The following is a 17721-nucleotide window of genomic DNA, read 5'->3' as shown; positions in this document are numbered from 1 at the left end:
CATGGCGATCCACGTTAAGTGGCTGATTCCTGTAATGACAATCGTGAGTGGGCCCCTTAACCTGATTCTATGAGGTTGTTTTCGGTTCTTTTTTGTTTATTTCTAGCTAATCCGGTTTATGCCGAAGAACCTCAAAATCCGCCCGCAGAGCCTGTTCCCAAGCCCGGCGTCGTTCAGGAATCCATGGCTGTGGGAAGGATTTATCTTGAGGACACTCGAGCAAGTTTGTCCAATCGAGTGATCCGTCTTTCTGAAAGCGTTGATGCCCTGTTTGGAAATACCAGAGCCGACGATGCCCGCAACACCAGCACATTGCGTGTGTCGCAGACGTACTATGTCCGTGACGGCGACCTGGGCTCCGAGGATCTATCAACATCTTTGAATCTTTATCTGCCGAATTTTCAGAAATGGGAAAAAAGCATCCGTGACAAATACTTCTCGCGTAAAAACACCGACGAGGAAAGCGGTCTTGAAACCGAGGAACAGGCTCAGCGTTACTGGGATCTGAACACCGAGGCGGGGKTGGTTGTGACCATTCCGGTGAATTACTTTGTGAAGCTTCGTCTGCGCCGGAACTTCTTGCTGGGAATTTTTGAAAATTCATTCTATCAGGAATTCCGCTGGTCCAAAAAAGACGAATGGGAAGAAACAACGTCTTTGACCACGGACTATGCTTTCAATCGTGAATTACTGTTCCGATTTATCAACGAAGCCAACTGGGCGATGACCAACGAACGATTTGGAACTCACCATGGGCCGTCGTTGATTCAAACCTTCACGGCAGATTCGGCCTTGTCCTATGACTTCCGCTTTAACACGAAAATGGAAGGCTATTCTCTATACGGAGACAGTCTGGTGTTGTCATCAACCTACACGCAAAGAACCAGCATCGACTGGATTTATCTTAAGACCACGCCCGAAATCGCCTGGGCCCGCAAAGATGACTTTGCACCGGTTATGACGCTTTATTTGAAAGTGGACTTGATCTTTGGGGACGAGGGCAAAGATTAAAGCCTGTGCTCGCCGATACCTTTGCTTTTCAGCAAGGCAGGCCAGGAGCCATCGTTCAGAACCATATCAATCAGTCGGTTCATCTCGCCGGCGGTAATTGGACTTCTTTCTTTACTGAGCAGAACACCCAGTTCGTAAAGCTGATCGGGTTTCTTGGAAACCAGGATCTTGTCGCGATCATCGGGATGTTTGCTGAGGTAAATATCCAGATATTCTTTGGCAATGACGGCGATATCGGCCCGTTTCATCACGACCGAGCGGATGTTTCCGTCCGGAGTGTTGGTGAATTCAACATTGAATCCCTTTAAGGCTTTGTTGCTGGTGGACAGCCCCAGGAATCCATAGTGGTAACCCTGCATGCCCTTGATGGTTTTACCTTTTAGTTCAGAGAAGAAGCTTTGATCTTTGGCGCGTTCCTTATTGGCGACAAAGACCTCGGCACCAAAGCGGAAGATTTTGCTGGTGTCGACTTGTTCATTGCCCCAACCCCAGGATTTGCTTTCAAATGCAATGATTTGATATCGCCCGGATTTCATATCGTGGTATCTTCGGGTGGAGGTCGTTGGCACAAAGGTGAACTTATATTTGCTCTGCTTTTTGTTTAGTAATGCAATAAAATCCAGCGTCAGGCCTTCGTAGCGGCCGCTGGAGTTGATCACATAGGGTGGGAATTCATAACCACCGACATGGACTTCCACAGGTTTTGCCCATGCGGAAAAACTGAAAAGAAGCAGAAATAAAGTGAAATTCACATTTACGACCTTAAGGAACCTTTGAGTGATCGTCAAATTAAAAGGGGCAGTATGAAAATCAGAGCCAGCCATATTTTGGTAAAACATCAATATGAAGCCGAAGATATTCTGCGCGCACTGAAAAGTGGAAAGACTTTTGAAGAGCTTGCGCAAAGATATTCCCAATGTCCTTCGGCGCGTGCGGGCGGGGATCTTGGAGTTTTCGCCGAAGGTCGCATGGACGAAGTATTCGAAGAAGCGGCCTTTGCTCTCAAGTTGAATGAAACAACTCCGCAACCGGTGCGCACGCGCTTTGGTTACCATATCATTCGACGAACGGAGTAGGCATGAGACCCTTTCTTCCTTTGCTGACTTTCGTTGCGGTTTTTCTGGGGAGTGGATTTTACTATCTGTGGCAGGGTGTGGATTTCGCTTTTTATCAGTTACCGTCGCCGGTGGCGACGCTGCCGGCTGTGATACTGGCCTTTATTCTGATGAAGGGTGCCTTTGACCGGAAGTTGACCACTTTTATGCAAGGCCTGGGTGACTTTAATGTTCTTTCCATGTGCATGATCTACTTGCTGGCCGGAGCATTTGGTGCCGTCGTGAAAGCGATTGGTGGTGTGGATGCCACGATTTACTGGGGACTGAAGGTGATTCCGGAAAGTCTGATGGTGCCAGGTTTCTTTTTTTTGGCGGCATTAATTTCTACCGCAATTGGAACCTCGATGGGAACGATCTCGGCTCTGGGGCCGATTGCTTTGGGTTTGGCGACGGCCGGTGGGGTGGATAAGGCGGCTATTTTCGGAGTTCTGGTTGGTGGTGCGATGTTTGGAGATAATCTTTCATTTATCTCTGATACCACCATTGCGGCGACACGTTCGCAGGGGGCTTCGATGAGGGACAAGTTCCGTGTGAACTTTGCGATTAGTTTGCCTGCGGGCCTTATCACTTTTATTCTTTTGTACTTCACCGTGAAGTCCGGAGTGGCAGTGCCTGTGAATCCGGGAGATCTCTATAAAGCGTTGCCGTATATTGTGGTTTTGATTCTGGCTTTGTTGGGAATGAATGTGTTTTTGGTCTTGATCCTGGGGATCGGTCTGGCTGCAATGCTGGGCCTGTTCTTTGCCGACTATACCGTCTTGCGCTTGGGTCAGGATATCTATTCAGGGTTTAAAGAAATGCAGGAGATCTTTCTGCTGTCGATGATCATGGGTGGTCTGGGTCAGATGATGAAAGAGCAAGGTGGTCTCGGCACCTTGAAGAAGGCGCTGGAGCATCTGCGTTTTCGGAGCAGAAAATGGGAGAGGCTTTGGTCTGAGTTCAGCATCGCTCTGTCGGTGTCGGTCGCAAATTTTGCTGTGGCAAATAACACAGTAGCAATTGTCATCACTGGCGATCTGGCCCGTGAAGTGGCAAGGGCAGAAGGTGTTCCCCCGGCGCGCAGTGCAAGCATTCTGGACATTTTTTCGTGCGTGGTTCAAGGGGTGATTCCCTATGGAGCACAGATCCTTCTTGCCAGCCAAATGGCGAAAATTTCCCCGCTGGAGCTGGCGGGAAGTGTGCACTATTGTTATCTCCTTCTTTTATTGACGATAGTCTCGATGGTCTGGAGAACCTTGCGTTGCTAGGATAATTCCGAAAGAATGTCATAAATATCCGGAGGCAAATTGCATGACGTTCTTTAGAAATATCACCATTGCGAGTGTTTTGTTGTCTGTATGTACGGCGACATCCGCTGAAGTTGTTAAAGACAACTCCTTTTTGATCGAAGAAGCTTACAATCAGGAAGCCGGAGTCGTTCAATTTATCCAGGCTTACCAGTACATGGACCCAGCTCATGACTGGACCTATAGCTTTACAAACGAAATTCCTATCACGGATGAAACCCATCAATTTTCCTATGTGATCCCGGTTTTGAAACTGAACGGGGTGGAAGAGGAAACGAATGTGGGTGATGTTCTTTTGAACTATCGCTATCAACTGCTCAATACGGATCTTGTGGCGATTGCACCGCGCTTTACGCTGATTGTTCCAACCGGAGACTACAAAAAAGGCTTTGGCAATGGAGTGGCGGGCTTTCAGTTCAATCAGGCCGTGTCTTTGACTTTGAATGAAAAATGGACCAATCACTGGAATGCCGGCTTTACTTACACTCCCGATGCAAAAAATGCCGTTGGTGATACGGCATCCATCTTTGGTTTCAATTTTGGAACCAGCGTGGTTTACAACGTGACTCCAAAGACGAACCTGTTGTGTGAGTTTGCATTCAACAATACGGAAACGGTCGAGGGGCAGGACACCAAGGGCAGTGAGTCCACATATTATGTTGTTCCTGGTATCCGCACCGCGTTTGATGTGGGTCAGGAAACCGAAGTGGTTCCTGGTATCGGAGCATTGCTGGGGTTGGGCCCTTCCGCGGTCGAGCACGAGCGCGGTGTGTTCGTCTATCTTTCTATCGAATCCAAGCTTTGGTAAGTGGCCGTCATGGGTTGGACTTTAAGAAAAAGACTGTTGTTTTTGTGTGTGGGATTCATCGTCGTCCTTATTGGAGTGGCGACGTTGTCGTATGTGAACTCCACGACACTGATGAATCAGTTCGACAACGTGGCTAAAGTTCAACTGCCGGCAGTTCGTAATATGACGCTGGCGGATATGATGCATGATGGATTGAGATCTGTTGTGCTGGCCTCTTTGTTGGCGGCGGAAGGAAACGAAGCCGAAAAGTTAAAGGAAACCGCTCAAGAGATGGAAGAAAAGGCGCAGGATTTTAAACAGTACCTGAAGACTCTGGAAGAGCTTCCGCTGAATGAGGGCACTCGCCAGGCCATCGCCGAAACCAAACCTGAAATGGAAAAGTACATCGATCAGACCCGCAAAATTGTAGGTCTTGCCGGTACTCAAGGGTATCGGGCTGCTTTGGGCGAACTGGGAGAGTTCAATAGCAACTTTAAAGTTCTGGAAGAAAAAATGGAGTCTCTTGGCGAGCTGATTGAAAAGGATGCTGAAGTCGCCTATCAGTCCGGCACAGGGCTGAGAACTTTGAATGTGGTGGTGGCGGTCGTAGGTGTTTTGTTCTGTTTCGTCGGTGGATTCCTGGTCACTCAGAGCCTGGTTACCCGCATGACCCGTTTTGCAGCCAACATAGAAAGCTCTGGTGATTCCCTGGATGAAACCAGTGGACATTTAAGCAGAGCCAGCCAGGACCTGGCCCAGGGTGCCACCCAGTCCGCGGCTTCACTGGAGGAAACGGTGGCTTCGCTGGAAGAACTGTCTGGCATGGTGAAGCTGAATTCCGAAAGTGCGAAAACGGCATCAGCTTTATCGGCGGAAAGTTTCGCGGCTTCACAAGCCGGGGCGGATTCTGTGCAAAAGCTGATCGGTTCCATGGAAGCTCTGAAGCAGTCTTCAGCAGCTATTCGGGAGGTCAGTCAGGTCATTGATGATATTGCCTTTCAGACAAATCTGCTGGCTCTGAATGCTTCCGTTGAAGCGGCGCGGGCTGGTGAGATGGGTAAAGGCTTTGCGGTTGTGGCAGATGCGGTCAGGGGGCTGGCGCAACGAAGTGCGGATTCGGCCAAAGGAATTTCGAAGATGATCGAAGACAGTGTCACTCGAATTCATGAAGGCAGTGAGGCCGCGACACAAAGTGGAGAGCAACTGCAAAAGTTTCTGGATTCTGCCAAGAAAGTGCTGGAGATCAACAATGAGATTGCCGGAGCCAGCCATGAACAGGCCCGTGGTATCACCCTGATCAGTGAGGCAATGAACCGTCTGGATCAGGCGTCACAAAAGAATGCGCAGGTTGCTCAGGAAGTCGCGCAGACCAGTGATGAAATGTCGCAAATGTCCCAGGCTATGCAGGGGCTGGTGAGTGAATTGAAATCTTTGGTTGGAAGGTAAACGTGCTTTGCCGGGCTCGCCCAGAGCCCCGTAAACAAACAACTCCGGTTGTTTTTTCATTCAGAACTTGTGCACTTGCATACAATCTGGTGAAAAAAGTTTTTACACCGGGAAAAAGATTAAATTCCTAATGTGAGTCGGCCGAAGACCTCTGTGAACGGAGGTCCCATGGCAGGAACCACAAAAATCACCAAGTCTCTTTTGTTGGCAGCACTTTTGACTCTGGCGGCATGCGCACCAGCCAATGATTTCCCGGCGATTGATGAAACCGGAAACGAAAGCGCCTCGATAGTTCCGCCGACTCCGGAAGTGGAGTCCCCGGAAGAAGAAGCGGGCGGCAATGCCGGTCCAGGCGGTGGTTCTGCGGTCACAAGTCAGAAGTTGTTGCTAAATCAGGCGATGACCCTGCGTTATGAAAAATCCGGCATCCTTGAAAATAAAGTCGAACTTCCGGCGGGAACCCAGATCGAGGTTCCGTCCAATTACGAAGTCAAACATCTGGATTACCGCACCTCCAGCGGAGCCATTGAAAGATCCAGCACCGGATTCCTGTATCCGGTGAAAATCGTTTCTGTCACTGATGCGTTCAAAACGCAGTTCCCGCAAAGCAAGATTGATGAAATCAACAAAACCTCGGGCGGGCTTTTCGTTTTTGCTTCCATTGTCGGAAATCTGGAAGGCACCGAAGGAAACTTTGCAGTCGTTCAGGCGGCAACTCCGGGCGAAGGCTTTTTGAAGTATTATCAGCCCAATGGAAAGCCCAAGTTCAATTACGTTAATTCTGTGACCAAACGTTTTGGTGCGAAACTAAATCAGGGTGTAAAACCCGAATCAATGTCAGCGGCTCAGCGTGAAAAGTACCAGAGCATCTTTGCAGAACTGCAGAAAGCGGTAAACCGTGAAGTGGCCACGCCCAAGTCCTATTTGATGATCGATAAAAAGGTCGCGACCCAAAGATCCATCGACTTTGAAAAAACCGGAGCTATCACAACCACCGGGGCCTGGAGCATAGCGACTCAAGGGACGGCTGTTCGCCACGGGTTTTCTAATGTTCCATGTGCAGAATTTCAGTCAGAACTTTTGCGCCAGGCCTATCAGCGCGCAGGCTATCGGGTGACGGATGACTTTAACAAAACCAAAGGCAATCAGCTGATCTGGTCCAGCACCGCGGCGGTCGTGAATTATTCCATGGCGCTTTATAAGGCTGGCTGGATTGCCTGGGACTCCACAAAGTATCGCCCGATTTTGGGTGCAATCATGATGAATGGCGCGGGATATACTCCGGGGCATACTTATATTTCCGGCAGCAATGACGGTTTAATCATCGTGGATAACGGCGCCCCTCAGGGCCGGGATTTAAGAAAAACGACAGATAAAACGATTTCCATCATGTTCCAAGTGGGTGTGTTCTTCCTTCCTCCGGGAATCAACCCGCCCGCTTGGTAAGCGTCAGCACATTTCCCAGCAGACACAGAACCACACCCAGGATGATATAAGGCGTCCAGTGGAAGTTCTCAAAAAAGCTGGAAAGTGTCAGAGCAATCACCGGAGAAAGCACGCTGGTATAGGCGGCTTTCTCCGCTCCAATTCTTCCTGCCAAAGACAAGTAAGCGCCAAAGGCGATCACGGATCCGAACAGCGCCAGATAGAACAGGGCCCCCAGGAAACGGGCATTCAGGGGAATGCTCAAATCATGTTGCAGCACCAAGGCCATAATCAAAGTGAACAAACTTCCGTAAAGCATGCCCCAGGTGTTGGTGACGACCACGGGAATGCGCTTTTGATAGCTTTTCTGCGCGACCATGTTTCCCATGGAAGCCGAGAGTGTTGCCAGGAAGCCCACCAGCAGACCCCAGATGGTTTTTGAGCTGGGATCAAAATTCAGAATCTCGTTCAGGAAAATAAATACGATCCCCACGCCACCAAGCAAAGAACCCCAAATCACATTCTGTGTGATGGGTTTTTTGAAGAACAGACGCATTCCGAACATGTTGTAGTAAACCAGCAGGGTGAAACTTAATGCCACCATCCCTGAGCTGACCATCGTTTCCGCCACGTAAGTCAGCATGTAGTTGATGGAAAACATCAGCACGCCCTGACCTGCAAACAGCAGATGATCCTGGCGGGAATACTTCAGGTTTTGTTTTTTCCAGAAACAGAAAAGTAACAAGATAACCGTGGAAAGCAGGAAGCGCCAAAACACCGAAGTCACCGGCGATGCCGCATCGATCTGGAAGGTGATCACCAGCCAGGTGGAACCCCAGATAAGGGTGCAGATTGCATATAAAATCAGATTTTCAAACCTTGCAGGCATCGGCGAAATTTAGCAGAAGGTCCAAGTACGGTCACCGGATTCCTGTCGAATCGCATCTGGGCCAATGAATCTTGTCAAAATTCCATAAGACTTCTGCCGATGCCCCCGGGGAAGGCGGATAATGATGCTGTTTAAACAAAGGAGCATCTTATGGAACCGCAAAGATCGAACTTTGAAAAAACACCCAAAGAGATTCCGAAACAAGAGAAAGTCTCGAAACCGATTCAGCGTCCTGAAGATAAGCCGGTCGTACTGGCCGAAAATGAAACCTCGCCCGCGCAGTGGGTGTGCATGGTTGTCGGGGTGGCTTTTGTGCTGGTCGGAATGGCAGGGTTTGTGCTGCCGAACCTGTTTGGAATGCATCTGGGTTGGACCCATAATCTGGTGCACATCTTCTCGGGTATTGCGGCTTTATGGTTTGGCGTGAATAATTCTCTGATTTCAGCTGAGCGCTTCAGCTATATCTTCGGTGCTGTCTATGGAATGTTGGGCCTTGCCGGTTTCTTATTTGGTTCCAACACCACGATGATTCCGCCAATGATGGACTATGATTCCTTCTGGTGGCGTTTGATTCCAGGCTACCTGGAGCTGGGAACCGCTGATCATATCGTGCACCTTTTGATCGGGGCGGCTTTTGTGATCGGAGCCTGGCTGACGGCCCGAAAGCTGGATCGCATGGCGCCGAAGGGAACCACCTGGCATTGATTCAAGGATAAAAAAAAGCCCCGGTTTTCCGGGGCTTTGTCGTTAAGGACTAGTCTTCGTCCTCATCTTCGTAATCGTCGTCTTCATCCTCATCATCATCGTCGTCATCATCTTCGTCTTCATCGTCCTCATCGGCTTCTTCATCAGCCTCGATGCGGATCAACCAACCCTCTTCATACGGGTCTTCCATGATCAAAGATGGATCGTCGATAACCTGAGAGTTTACTTCCACCACAGTTCCGGCAACCGGAGTGTAGATGTCCAGTGGACCGTCATCAGTTTCAAGAGTTCCGATCACAACATCTTCTTCGACCTGTTCATTTTCTGCAGGAAGGTCCACAGAAGAAATGGATTCGAAGTCTTCAAGACCGTCTTCGTTGATACCGATAGTGATGAGTCCATCTTCCTTTCGGATCCACAGATAGCCCATAAAATTTCTTACGTCGTCAGATGCCATATTCTTTCCTTATCTAAAGCTGATCTAGTCCAGTGGTGCGAGCTTGCTCGCACCACATCCTCCGCGTGGCGGGGGGCGCGATTAACAATCGTAGTACAAGTGGAACTCGTAGGGAACCGGTCTTTGTTGAACCGGACGCACTTCTTTGTCGATTTTGTACTGAACCCAGGTTTCGATCAAGTCGTCAGTGAAAACATCGCCTTTTTTCAGGAAGCTGCAGTTTTTCATCAGATGATTCAAGCTTTCTTCCAAAGTGCCCGGAACAGAAGGGATCGCCGCTGCTTCTTGAGGAGGCAGACCATAGATGTCTTTGTCCAGTGGATCACCTGGGTTGATCTTGTTGATGATACCGTCAAGACCCGCCATCAGGATGGCTGCTTCTGCCAGATAAATGTTGGCAGATGGATCTGGAGTACGGAACTCAATACGTTTTGCCTTCGGATTTGGACCGGAGTTCGGGATACGCATTGCCGCAGAACGGTTTTTGAAGCTGTAAGCCAGTTTTGTCGGAGCTTCAAAGCCCGGAACCAGACGCTTGTAAGAGTTGGTTGTCGGGTTGATGATACCGCAAAGAGCCGGAGCGTGTTTCAAAACGCCACCGATATAGTGCAAAGCCATTTCGGAAAGGCCTGCGTATTTGTTGCCGGCAAACAGGTTTTTTCCATCTTTCCACAGGGACATATGGATGTGCATGCCGGAACCGTTATCACCGAAGATTGGTTTTGGCATGAAGGTCACAGTTTTACCGTAGCGTTTTGCCACGTTTTTCACGATGTATTTGAACCACATCATTTTGTCGCCCATGTTCAGAGCAGTGTCGAAGCGGAAGTTGATCTCACCCTGGCTGGAGGCAACTTCGTGGTGATGACGTTCCACTTGCATGCCGCATCTTTCAAGCTCAAGGCAGATTTCGGTTCTTAGATCCTGCTGGGAATCTGTTGGCAGGGCCGGGAAGTAACCCTCTTTCGGACGGATTTTGTAACCCAGGTTTTTTCCACCTTCGTCGCGGCCGGTGTTCCAGACAGCTTCGTCACTGTCGATCATATAGAAGGCAGAGTTGTTTGTTTGTTCGTAACGGATGTCATCAAAGATGAAGAATTCCGCTTCCGGACCGAAGTAGGCCGTGTCAGCAATGCCGGTGGACTGCATGTAAGCGATGGCTTTTTTAACCACTTGGCGAGGATCACGGTTGTAGGCTTGAAGTGTTTCCGGAAGGCAGACATCACAGATCAAAGACAAAGTTGGCACCTGCATGAAAGGGTCCATCATCGCTGTGGATGGATCCGGCATGATGATCATGTCTGACTCTTCGATGCCTTTCCAGCCGCGGATGGAGCTTCCGTCAAAGCCGTAGCCTTCTTCAAAAGCCTCAGCAGTCAGTTGGTGCAAAGGCACAGTCAGGTGCTGCCAAGTTCCAAGCATATCGCAGAACTTCAGATCCACCATCTTGGCGCCTTTTTCATTGGCGAATTTTAATACATCTTTACCGGTCATCGTGAGCCTCCCTGGGGGTTAAAAAACATAATCTAAAGAGCCTGTTCGTCCTTCTCACCGGTGCGGATGCGAAGGGCTGAGTCCACAGGAAGCACGAAGATTTTGCCGTCACCAATCTTGCCTGTGTGAGCTGTTTTACGAATGGCCTCGACAGCGCTGTCGACCAGAGCTGAAGGAAGAACCACTTCAATTTTTATTTTTGGAAGAAAGTCGACAACGTATTCGGCGCCTTTGTAAACCTCAGTGCGCCCTTTTTGCCGGCCGAAACCACGAACTTCTGAGACAGTGATCCCTTCAACGCCGACCTCTGAGAGAGCATCGACCACATCATCAAGCTTGAAGGGTTTTATGATTGCCTCAATTTTTTTCATCTACTTCTTTGTTCGGGAAAACGAACTTCTAAATTTGGATTTTCAAAAGGATAGCAAAGGAACTCAGGAATGCAAAAACTAGAAAGGTCATTTATTTTTTTTAATTTCGTAATAACGCAGACCAGTAAGTGTCACTCCTTGGAAAAAAAGAAAAATCGCTGCCAAAGCGGCTTGCGGTGCCATGTGGTTTTTGGTACACACGGGACCTCATTTTCGGAAAATCAAACTTTGTTGTCGTACTCGGGGGGGATAATGACTACAACGCGTTTTTTCGTTTACGGTTCTTTTTGCGAGGGCATGGTCCATTTCGGCAAGATCCAGAATTTCGTGGAATCTTCAGTATTTGCAAGGGTTAAGGCAACTGCCTACCGCTTGAAAGTGGGCTTCCCGGCGATGGTCAAAGGGGGATCTGACCTGGTTCCGGGACAACTGATTGAACTTAAGGGATCCGATCTATTGTTGAGCCTGATGGATGAGTTCCACGGCTACAATCGCATGGATCCCGACAAGAGCCTTTACTCCAGAGAAGAGATCGAAGTGCACCCGGAAGGCATGTCCGCTCCGGTGAAAGCTTGGATCTATTTCCTGAATCCTCTGAAGCTGCCTGTGAATGCCACGGTGATTTCAGGCGGAGACTGGAGACGCTCCATGGAAGAGCAGCCGGTGCTGACTTCCAAACTGAGTGACAAGCAGGTCACTTATATTCAGAGACTGGGTCGCTCCTCTGGCCGGGAGATTGTACCGATTGATTTGACGCTCTATCGTGAGCTGATGAATCTTGAGCTGATCGTCGATAAAGGTCGTCGACTGGCGCTGTCCAAACTGGGCCAAGAGGTTTACAGACACCTTGCCTAATACAGAAAAGCTTTTCCGCATTGTTCTTATCGAGCCCGAAATCCCGCAAAACACCGGAAATATCGGGCGCACGTGTGTTGGTACCAACTGCGAACTGCACATTGTGGGAAAGATGGGCTTTGAGATCAACGACACCAACTTGAAGCGGGCGGGGCTGGATTACTGGCCTCACCTGACGTGGTACCGCCACGAAACCTTCGAGGACTGGTGGAAACACGTTGAAGATCCGTCCCGCATCTGGCTTTTTACCACCAAGACCCAGCGCACCTATTTTGAACCTCAGTACCAATCCGGAGACTGGTTCGTTTTTGGTAAAGAAACCAAAGGACTGGATCCCGAGTTCCTGCAAAAGCACCCGGAACAAACTGTCACGATCCCCATGATTGGGGAGGGGGCTCGTAGCCTGAATCTCGCCACCAGTGTGGCGATCGCGGCTTATGAAGGTCTTCGTCAGGTGCGATTTACATTGCGATAGTTTAAGGCTTTGGTCGGGGTCGCTCTCGAGGAAGTCTTTGAAATTCTGAATGAAATCGCGTCAATGACGCATCCAGAAATTGCCCCCTTACCTTGCCGCTTATGTCAATTTGGGTCTATCCTCATAGGCTATGGTTACACAAATTTTGACAAAAATGTTCGGAACGAAGCACGACCGTGAGATGAAAAAGATCCAGCCCACTGTGGATCGTATCAATGCCCTGGAACCTCAGATGGCAGCTCTTACGGATGATCAACTCAAAGCCAAGACTCCCGAGTTTCAAGAGAGACTGAAGAAAGGCGAAACAGTTCACGATATTCTGCCGGAAGCATTTGCGGTCTGCCGTGAAGCCTCCAAGCGTGTATTGGGAATGCGCCACTATGACGTACAGTTGATCGGTGGTTATGTTCTGAATCGCGGCAACATCGCTGAGATGAGAACGGGTGAAGGTAAAACCCTGGTGGCGACTTTGCCGGTTTACCTGAACGCTCTTACGGGCCGCGGTGTGCACGTTGTAACTGTGAATGATTATCTGGTTCGTCGTGACGCCGAACACATGGGCCGTCTTTATGGCTGGCTGGGTCTTACCACGGGTATTATTGTTCACGGTCTGACAGATCAGCAGCGCAAACAGATGTACGCTTGTGACATCACTTACTGCACCAACAATGAGCTTGGCTTCGACTATCTTCGCGACAACATGAAGTTTGATTTGAACGACTATGTTCAAAGACCTCACTATTATGCCATCGTCGATGAGTGCGACTCCATCCTGGTCGATGAAGCGCGTACCCCGCTGATCATTTCCGGTCCTGCGGAATCCTCCACTGACAAATACTATGCTGTGAATCAGATCATCCCGCACCTGAAGCGCGATGTTCACTTCAACATGGAGGAAAAGTCCAAAACAGCCTCTCTGACTGACGCCGGAAACGCGAAAGTCGAAGAGCTGATGGGTCTTTCCAACCTTTACGATCCACAAAACATCGAAATTCTGCACCACGTGTACCAGGGTCTGAAAGCTCACTATCTGTATCGTCTTGATGTGGAATACATGATCAAAGACGGTGAGATCGTGATCGTCGATGAATTCACCGGCCGTTTGATGCCAGGTCGTCGCTGGAGCGATGGTCTGCACCAGGCCATCGAAGCCAAAGAGGGCGTTGAAGTGAAGTCTGAAAATCAGACTTTGGCGACCATCACCTTCCAGAACTATTTCCGCATGTACGAAAAACTGTCTGGCATGACCGGGACCGCGGATACAGAGGCAGTTGAGTTCAAAAAGATCTATAATCTTGAAGTGAACGTGATTCCGACCAACCGTCCGATCCAGCGTAAGGATCAGGAAGACGTGGTTTATAAATCAGAAAAAGCGAAGTTCAAAGCCATCACCGCTGATATCAAAGAGCGTATGGCCAAGGGTCAGCCGATTCTGGTGGGTACTGAATCCATCGAAAAATCCGAGGCCTTGAGTTCGTTCCTGCGCAAAGAAGGTGTTAAGCACGAAGTTCTGAATGCAAAACACCACGAACGTGAAGCGGAAATCATCGCACAAGCGGGCCGCAAAGGGGCTGTGACCATCGCCACCAATATGGCCGGTCGTGGTACTGACATCATGCTGGGCGGTAACGCTGACATGCTGGCAAAAGCACAAGTGGGCAACGATGATTCTCCGGAATTCGCGGAAGCGGTTCAGAAAATCAAACCTCAGGTTGAAGCTGAGCGTGCGGAAGTTCGCTCTGTGGGTGGTTTGTACATTATCGGCACAGAACGTCACGAGTCCCGCCGTATCGACAACCAGTTGCGTGGTCGTTCCGGTCGTCAGGGGGATCCGGGTGAATCCAGATTCTATCTGTCTTTGGAAGACAAGCTGATGAGAATCTTCAACGGTGAGCGTATCCAGAAAATCATGGAAATGCTGAACATCCCTGAAGATGAACCAATCACAGCTAAAATGGTGACCAACGCGATCGAAGGCGCTCAGCGCAAGGTCGAAGGACACAACTTTGATATCCGTAAAAATCTGATGGAATACGACTCTGTGATGAATGCGCAGAGAAACGCGATCTACGGCATGCGCCGCAAAGTTCTTGAAGGTCAGGAAATCGAAAGAACCACTCTGGACTGGCTGGGTGATGTTGTTTCCAATCTTTTGGACACGCACATCCCTGAGGGCGGTAAAAAAGAAGAATGGAGTCTGGAAGGTCTGAACAACTCCCTGGCACAAAGCTTCGGTTTCAAAATCGACTTTGCGACCATGGCCGTGAACACCGAGACTGTGACTGATGCTGTGAAATCCGGCGTGAAAGAAGTCTGGGATCGTCAGAAAAATTCCATGGGACCGTTCTTTGAGCAGGTTCAGAAGATGATCCTTCTTCAAAGCATCGATCATCACTGGAAGAACCACTTGTACGTGATCGACAAATTGAAAGAAGGTATCTCTTTGCGCGGTTACGCACAGAAAGACCCTTTGATCGAGTATAAAAAAGAGGCGTTCAAAGCCTTTGAGACTCTGAACAACACCATCAAGTCTGATGCGATCGAAAAAGTGATGCGCGTTCAGCTGGTGGCTCAGCAGAATGAGCAGGAAGTTTTGGAAAGCCTGCGTCCGGAAGAAGCGGACCTGGATGAATTGGATTATTCATCTCCTAGCGAAGCGGACATCGGTCACAGTATTCCTGAGAATGAAGATGCTCCAAAGCGCAAGATGACATTCCAAAGCGGCCCTCGTGACGACCGTCCGATGAACCGTGAAGAGCGTCGTCGTATGGACAAAGACTCGAAGGGAAAAAGATAATTGGCTTCTTGTCCAAGTTGCCACCAGCCGGTAGAGATTCTTGATAAGCATCTGGGGACTCTTTTCACGTGTTCCCAATGCAATGCGGTTTTCTTTGTCGACTGGAATGGACAGCCAGAAATGGCGCAACACGAGCCGGAGCCAGAAACTCCGGCCGATTTTCAGGGGGGACAGGATTTCCAGCAGCCTGGAAATGACTTTGTCCCGCCGATTCAGGATTTCTCTGCTCCGCAGGAAACTTTCACTCCTGACAATTCCATCCCGGAACAATCCTATCAGGATCAGCCTTATTCCAATGATCAGCAGTATGCTGAGCAGGCTTACGAGCCGTCGCAGGATCCGGGGATGAATGCGCCTCCGCACGACGATGTTTCTTATTCTGAACCTGTGCAGGTTCCGGGGGACGTTCCACCGATAGAAGAAGCCCCTTATGATTTCAGTCAGACTTTGGATTCGGTGAATTCGCAGCCAGCCTCTGAACCGGCACCGATGTCTTCAGACACCGCCGATTTTTCTGACGTCACTGACTTTGCCAACGCTGACACGGTTTCAGGGCCCTTGGCCTATACGGTCACTATCGATGGCATCGAGTCCAGTCGACTGCTGGCTCAATTGCGCGAAGCCATGACCGATTCCCGCTTTGGCTGGGATGTGGCGGGATTGCTGGCAAATGTGGGAGGCGGAAGACTTGTGTTGCGGGGCCTGACTCCGGCTAAAGCCTCTGTCCTGATCAACCGAATAAAGTATCTGCCTTTTAAAATTTCCTGGAGGCAAGATGTCCTGTCTGGTTCCTAAAATTTCGTTAAGCTTTTTGACAATTCTTTTGTCTGCGTCCGTGGCATTGGCCAGTGGGGGTGAAGAGCATGGCGGAGGCCACGGCGAAAAGAAGGAAGCCGCTCCGAAAGAGGTCAAATCCCGCGAGGAAAGCTATGGTGTGGTTCAGGCCCGCGTGGCGGCTTTGGAAGCCAAAATTAAAGCCGGTGAAACTGAAATTCAGAAACTGATTCTGGAAAAGCAGCACACCAAGGACCCCGCCAAGGTTAACGAGATTCTAGGCCACATGATGACCCTGCACAAGGACATGGAAAAGAATCTGAAGGACTATGACAGGGAAAGAACCCTGCTGAAATACCGTTACCCGGAAAAGGGGCTGGCGGACAAACGCGAATACGAACGCATTGATTTAAAGTCCATCGAAGAAATGGAAAATCAGATGAGCCTGGGCTCGTCAGTGAAGCGCACTCTTAAAAAGGTTCGCAGTCAGTACGAAACTCCGGAAGATGTAAAAAAGGTGGAAGCCTCTGAGGCTGCTGACGGGCATAAAAAGCCTGCTCCTCAGGCCCCGGCCAGTCTGACTGATCCGGTTATTCTGAAAAAATAAAATTCCCTGTCCCATATTGAGACAAAAGAAAGTTGCTCGCTTTCGAGGAACGGGCGAAGCTGGTACCTTAGAAGAATGGGGGAAGTATGCTCCGATATGCGGCTATACCGTTGATTTCGCTTGGCCTGATGTTGTCTGCCTGCCAGACATCCATGCTGAAGCAGTTTGAAGAAATCACGCCAGGAATGGAAAAAGACGACGTTCTGGATCTGATGGGCAGCCCCACCCAAACTCAAAGATTTCATGGCAAAGATCGCTGGACTTATGTGTTCTATGATAAGCGCATCAAGTTTGTGAAAGAAGTGCAGTTCTTTGAAGGCAATGCCATCTATGTTGGTGATATCTGGCAGCCGCCGGCAGAAAAGAATGCCGTGGCTCTGGATTCATTGAATGATCGCAAGAACCGCGAGATCGATGAGCAGATCGCCCGCGATGTCGAAGGTCACCGTCGTTCCTATGATGAGTATGAAAAGAAGTCAAAGGGCGAGGACAAGGTTCGTTACGTTCCGGATTTCGAGCCGGTTCGTTAGTACTTACTGCCCCTGAGGCAAGACCAGGGGTTCACCCAGGACAGAGATCACTTCATAACCGGTGATCTCTAAAGTGTCTGAAGCATCTTTCCCGTAAAACTTCACACCGGTCCAAGCCCACTCACGCGGCCATTCATCCACCACATTGCGGAAGAAGATTTTGCCACCCTCACGAATACCGGGGGCGGTGATGTCAAATTCAAAGTCACTGACGGGGCTTGCAAAGATCCGTGCAAATGGAATCGGGAAGGCCGCGATGTGATTCTGATCATCGCTGACCACGCAAGGGATGCGCACAACCATCTTCGGAATTTCACCGGAAATCGCCACACCTTCCGCCGAGAACAAAAGATCGACCGTAGGGTAGCGGTCACATACAAACACGCGGGAGCCGGCAGGGCTTTTCATCAGGAACAGACCCAGCTTGATGCCGGGACCATCGCTGAACTGATCCAGCTCGACATTTTTCAGAATCTGGTATTTGAAGGCTTTTTTAAATTCTTCAGGGGACGCTTCGCTCAAATCGAAACTGTCAGAGACCGTGCCCACCGAACTTAGGCCGCCGTCCGAGGCGACTTTGCGCTTCGGCGAAAGTTTCTCGTTCAGTGTATGCAATACAAACGGAAGAGCCGCCATCAGTAAGATCAGGCTCATCATGCGCGACATTTTTTGTAGCGGTGACTTTTGTCTCTTCATA

The 17721-nt window shown here is 49.6% G+C and carries 19 protein-coding genes; 13 read left to right on the top strand and 6 right to left on the bottom strand.

Annotation, left to right across the window (positions count from 1 at the left end):
- The first annotated feature begins 69 nt into the window (after nt 1-69).
- Nucleotides 70-1011, top strand: a complete 942-nt coding sequence (locus tag ACNQKP_RS02900; RefSeq protein ID WP_417862736.1) for a hypothetical protein — start codon at nt 70-72, stop codon at nt 1009-1011.
- On the opposite strand, the gene ACNQKP_RS02895 is transcribed toward ACNQKP_RS02900, so the two are convergent.
- Nucleotides 1008-1763: a substrate-binding periplasmic protein gene (locus ACNQKP_RS02895; RefSeq protein ID WP_417862735.1), complete on the bottom strand. Its 756-nt coding sequence runs from the start codon at nt 1761-1763 to the stop codon at nt 1008-1010. The two genes, ACNQKP_RS02900 and ACNQKP_RS02895, sit on opposite strands and share 4 nt — an antisense overlap.
- A gap of 51 nt (nt 1764-1814) precedes the next feature.
- Between ACNQKP_RS02895 and ACNQKP_RS02890 the strand changes: the two genes are divergently transcribed.
- The 5 genes from ACNQKP_RS02890 (at nt 1815) to ACNQKP_RS02870 (ending at nt 7091) form a co-directional block, all read left to right on the top strand.
- Nucleotides 1815-2087, top strand: coding sequence for a peptidylprolyl isomerase (locus tag ACNQKP_RS02890; RefSeq protein ID WP_417862734.1), 273 nt, complete (start codon nt 1815-1817; stop codon nt 2085-2087).
- A 2-nt stretch (nt 2088-2089) separates the two neighbouring features.
- Nucleotides 2090-3373, top strand: coding sequence for a Na+/H+ antiporter NhaC family protein (locus tag ACNQKP_RS02885; RefSeq protein WP_417862732.1), 1284 nt, complete (start codon nt 2090-2092; stop codon nt 3371-3373).
- A gap of 43 nt (nt 3374-3416) precedes the next feature.
- Nucleotides 3417-4220, top strand: a complete 804-nt coding sequence (locus tag ACNQKP_RS02880; protein ID WP_417862731.1) for a hypothetical protein — start codon at nt 3417-3419, stop codon at nt 4218-4220.
- A gap of 9 nt (nt 4221-4229) precedes the next feature.
- Nucleotides 4230-5645, top strand: a complete 1416-nt coding sequence (locus tag ACNQKP_RS02875) for a HAMP domain-containing methyl-accepting chemotaxis protein (protein WP_417862729.1) — start codon at nt 4230-4232, stop codon at nt 5643-5645.
- Between the two features lie 168 nt (nt 5646-5813).
- A complete protein-coding gene (locus ACNQKP_RS02870; protein WP_417862726.1) occupies nt 5814-7091 on the top strand; it encodes a hypothetical protein in 1278 nt (425 codons plus the stop codon).
- Here ACNQKP_RS02870 and ACNQKP_RS02865 read toward each other — a convergent pair.
- On the bottom strand, nt 7072-7959 hold the full coding sequence (locus ACNQKP_RS02865; protein ID WP_417862725.1) for a DMT family transporter: 888 nt from the start codon (nt 7957-7959) through the stop codon (nt 7072-7074). The two genes, ACNQKP_RS02870 and ACNQKP_RS02865, sit on opposite strands and share 20 nt — an antisense overlap.
- A 150-nt stretch (nt 7960-8109) precedes the next feature.
- On the opposite strand from ACNQKP_RS02865, the gene ACNQKP_RS02860 reads away from it, so the two are divergent.
- Nucleotides 8110-8664: a DUF4383 domain-containing protein gene (locus ACNQKP_RS02860; RefSeq protein ID WP_417862723.1), complete on the top strand. Its 555-nt coding sequence runs from the start codon at nt 8110-8112 to the stop codon at nt 8662-8664.
- 49 nt (nt 8665-8713) lie between these two features.
- On the opposite strand, the gene ACNQKP_RS02855 is transcribed toward ACNQKP_RS02860, so the two are convergent.
- From ACNQKP_RS02855 to ACNQKP_RS02845, 3 genes are all read right to left on the bottom strand, one after another.
- Nucleotides 8714-9121 (bottom strand): glycine cleavage system protein H, encoded by a 408-nt coding sequence (locus tag ACNQKP_RS02855; RefSeq protein WP_417862721.1) that lies wholly within the window; start codon nt 9119-9121, stop codon nt 8714-8716.
- An 81-nt stretch (nt 9122-9202) separates the two neighbouring features.
- Nucleotides 9203-10615: a type I glutamate--ammonia ligase gene (glnA, locus tag ACNQKP_RS02850; protein WP_011162866.1), complete on the bottom strand. Its 1413-nt coding sequence runs from the start codon at nt 10613-10615 to the stop codon at nt 9203-9205.
- Between the two features lie 32 nt (nt 10616-10647).
- Entirely contained in the window at nt 10648-10986 is a 339-nt protein-coding gene (locus tag ACNQKP_RS02845) for a P-II family nitrogen regulator (protein ID WP_015089459.1), read from the bottom strand.
- A gap of 252 nt (nt 10987-11238) precedes the next feature.
- Between ACNQKP_RS02845 and ACNQKP_RS02840 the strand changes: the two genes are divergently transcribed.
- The 6 genes from ACNQKP_RS02840 (at nt 11239) to ACNQKP_RS02815 (ending at nt 17024) form a co-directional block, all read left to right on the top strand.
- Nucleotides 11239-11841 carry a gamma-glutamylcyclotransferase family protein gene (locus tag ACNQKP_RS02840; protein ID WP_417862718.1) on the top strand — a complete coding sequence of 201 codons (603 nt, stop codon included), beginning with the start codon at nt 11239-11241 and terminating at the stop codon, nt 11839-11841.
- Nucleotides 11834-12316, top strand: a complete 483-nt coding sequence (locus ACNQKP_RS02835) for a tRNA (cytidine(34)-2'-O)-methyltransferase (protein ID WP_417862717.1) — start codon at nt 11834-11836, stop codon at nt 12314-12316. The genes ACNQKP_RS02840 and ACNQKP_RS02835 overlap by 8 nt, the downstream gene beginning before the upstream one ends.
- A gap of 130 nt (nt 12317-12446) precedes the next feature.
- Complete coding sequence (secA, locus tag ACNQKP_RS02830; protein ID WP_417862715.1) at nt 12447-15113, top strand: preprotein translocase subunit SecA; 2667 nt, start codon at nt 12447-12449, stop codon at nt 15111-15113.
- 120 nt (nt 15114-15233) lie between these two features.
- Nucleotides 15234-15908 (top strand): hypothetical protein, encoded by a 675-nt coding sequence (locus ACNQKP_RS02825; protein WP_417862713.1) that lies wholly within the window; start codon nt 15234-15236, stop codon nt 15906-15908.
- The gene (locus ACNQKP_RS02820) at nt 15889-16494 is read left to right on the top strand and encodes a hypothetical protein (protein ID WP_417862711.1); all 606 of its coding nucleotides are present in this window, start codon (nt 15889-15891) and stop codon (nt 16492-16494) included. Before ACNQKP_RS02825 ends, ACNQKP_RS02820 begins: the two co-directional genes overlap by 20 nt.
- 86 nt (nt 16495-16580) lie before the next feature.
- Nucleotides 16581-17024 carry an outer membrane protein assembly factor BamE gene (locus tag ACNQKP_RS02815; RefSeq protein ID WP_041576814.1) on the top strand — a complete coding sequence of 148 codons (444 nt, stop codon included), beginning with the start codon at nt 16581-16583 and terminating at the stop codon, nt 17022-17024.
- A gap of 3 nt (nt 17025-17027) precedes the next feature.
- Here the strand turns inward: ACNQKP_RS02815 and ACNQKP_RS02810 are convergent, their stop codons facing one another.
- Nucleotides 17028-17720, bottom strand: coding sequence for a hypothetical protein (locus ACNQKP_RS02810; RefSeq protein WP_417862709.1), 693 nt, complete (start codon nt 17718-17720; stop codon nt 17028-17030).
- Nucleotide 17721 lies beyond the last annotated feature (1 nt).

Origin of the sequence: Bdellovibrio bacteriovorus, from assembly GCF_048286975.1 — a bacterium.
GTDB lineage: Bacteria > Bdellovibrionota > Bdellovibrionia > Bdellovibrionales > Bdellovibrionaceae > Bdellovibrio > Bdellovibrio bacteriovorus_H.
This window is presented reverse-complemented; position numbering and strand designations above follow the sequence as displayed.